We start from the raw sequence: 2,180 nt of genomic DNA, 5'->3' as shown, positions 1-2,180 counted from the left end.
GCGGTGGAACCCCACCGCCCCGCCCGCGTCGTGGTACCGGCTGAGGCTCGGCTCCGTCCCGCCCGGCGCGCCGAAGGCCGCCGGAAGGGGCCGTCTCAGGCGGAGGATCGCTCGACCAGGTGGGTGTCGAGTATCACCACCGGCTGCTCCAGGTGCTCGCCGTTGATGCGGGAGACGAGGAGGTGGGCCATCTGCCGGCCCATCGACTCGGTGGGCTGGTGCACGCTGGTCAGGGCGGGGGAGGAGTGCGCCCCGGCGGGCGAGTCGTCGAAGCCGATCACCGCGACGTCGCCGGGGATGCTCTTGCCCTCCTCGCGCAGCACCCGCATCGCGCCCAGCGCCATCGGGTCTGAGGCGGTGAAGACGGCGTCCAGGTCGGGGTTCTCGGCGAGCAGCTTGCGCATTTCGGCCATGCCGCTCTCCTCGCTGAAGTCGCCGTACGCCACGATCTCGCTCAGGCCGGTCGCGAGCAGCGCGTCGCGGTAGCCCGCGAGCCGGTCCACACCCACGCCCATGTCCTGCGTTCCCGCGATGGTGGCGATCCGGCGACGGCCCCTGCCCAGCAGGTACTTGACCGCCTGCCTGGCTCCGGCTCGGTTGTCCACGTCGACATAGCTGTAGGGGGTGAGGCCGACAGGGCGGCCCCCGATGACCGTCGGCACGCCCATCGCCTCCAGCCTTCCCGGCAGCGGGTCGGCACCGTGCAGGGAGATCAGCAGCACCCCGTCGACGTGCTGTCCCGTCAGATAGTGCTCCAGCCGCTCGTGCTCCTGCTTCGACTGGGCCATCGCGAGGATCAGCTGCAGACCGGTCTCGGACAGTGCGGAACCGATGCCGCGGATGGTTCCCGCGAAGTACGGCTCGTCGAAGACCCGCAGCTCGGACTCCGATACGACCAGCGCCACGGTGTCCGTGCGCCGGGTGACCAGCGCGCGCGCAGCCCGGTTGGGCACATAGCCCAGTTCCTGGATCGCCTGCAGCACGGCGTCACGGGCCTTCTCGCTCACCTTCGGTGAACCGTTGATGACCCGCGACACCGTGCCTCGGCCGACTCCGGCCAGGGCCGCGACCGCCTCAAGCGTCGGACGACGGTCGCCGTTCATGTGTTTCAGCCCCCCGTGGTGAATTCGCCGGCCCCTATTCTGTCGGACCGTTCAGGCCTCCGCGCCTGATGGTCCCGGCATACCAGAGAGCGCTCTCTTTGGGAACTCTAGTTTGCGTCTCATAGTTGACGTGCACCAGTCCGAACCGCTTTCCGTACCCCCACGCCCACTCGAAGTTGTCCATCAGGGACCAGGCGAAGTAGCCCTCCAGCGGGATCCCCGCCTCGATCGCGGTGTGGCAGATGCGCAGGTGGGCGTCGATGTAGCCCACCCGGTCGCGGTCGTGGACGACGCCGTCGGGTCCCACGACGTCGTCGAAGGCCGCGCCGTTCTCCGAGATGACCAGCGGGACGCGCGGGTACTCGGCGGCCAGCCGCTGCAGGATCTCCAGCAGCCCCGAGTCGTCGATCTCCCAGCCCATGGCCGTCACGGGACGTCCGCCCTCGACGAACGAGACGTGCTCGCTGCCGACCCAGGGTGACCCGGTGTCGGTGGGCGCCGCCGCGGCCGACGCCGCGCCGCCGGGGGTTCCGGAGACGGTGAAGCGGCTGTAGTAGTTGATCAGCAGCTTGTCCAGCGGCGTTGAGATGATCTCCATGTCCCCGTCCTGAACGAGCCCGGCCGGCCGGCCGAAGTCCTCCAGCACGTCGGCCGGGTACTCACCCCTGAGCAGGGCGTCCAGGAAGAAACGGTTCTGCAGCCCGTCGATGCGGCGGGCGGCGTCCTGGTCGGCCTCGGAGGCGGTCTGCGGCGTGATCGCGTACAGGTTGACGCAGCCGCCGATGACGCTCTCCGGGCGCTGGGCCCGTATCGCCTGCGCGGCCAGGCCGTGCGCGAGCAGCAGGTGGTGGGCGGCGTACACCGCCTTGTCGGGCTCGCGCCGCCCGGGGGCGTGCTCACCCGAGGCGTACCCGAGGAACGCCGAGCACCAGGGCTCGTTGACGGTGCTCCAGTTGCGGACCCGGTCGCCCAGCGCGTCGTGCACGGCCGCCGCGTAGTCGGCGAAGCGCTTCGACGTGTCCCGTGACGGCCAGCCGCCCGCGTCTTCCAGGGGCTGGGGCAGGTCCCAGTGGTAGA

2 protein-coding genes are annotated in these 2,180 nt (G+C 70.5%); both read right to left on the bottom strand.

Annotation, left to right across the window (positions count from 1 at the left end):
* Positions 1-95 precede the first annotated feature (95 nt).
* On the bottom strand, positions 96-1,103 hold the full coding sequence (locus ABZU75_RS46250) for a LacI family DNA-binding transcriptional regulator (protein WP_030908950.1): 1,008 nt from the start codon (positions 1,101-1,103) through the stop codon (positions 96-98).
* Between the two features lie 34 nt (positions 1,104-1,137).
* Positions 1,138-2,180 (bottom strand): family 1 glycosylhydrolase (locus tag ABZU75_RS46245; RefSeq protein ID WP_355569909.1); only part of this gene is annotated, 1,043 nt, incomplete at its 5' end.

Origin of the sequence: Streptosporangium sp. NPDC005286 (assembly GCF_040607515.1) — a bacterium.
GTDB lineage: Bacteria > Actinomycetota > Actinomycetes > Streptosporangiales > Streptosporangiaceae > Streptosporangium.
Note: the sequence above shows the minus strand (reverse complement) of the source record. Positions and strands in the feature narration are given on the sequence as shown.

Excerpts from the sequence above, each read along its gene's own strand:
- ABZU75_RS46250 (WP_030908950.1), bottom strand. The coding sequence starts at position 1,103 with ATGAACGGCGACCGTCGTCCGACGCTTGAGGCGGTCGCGGCCCTGGCC.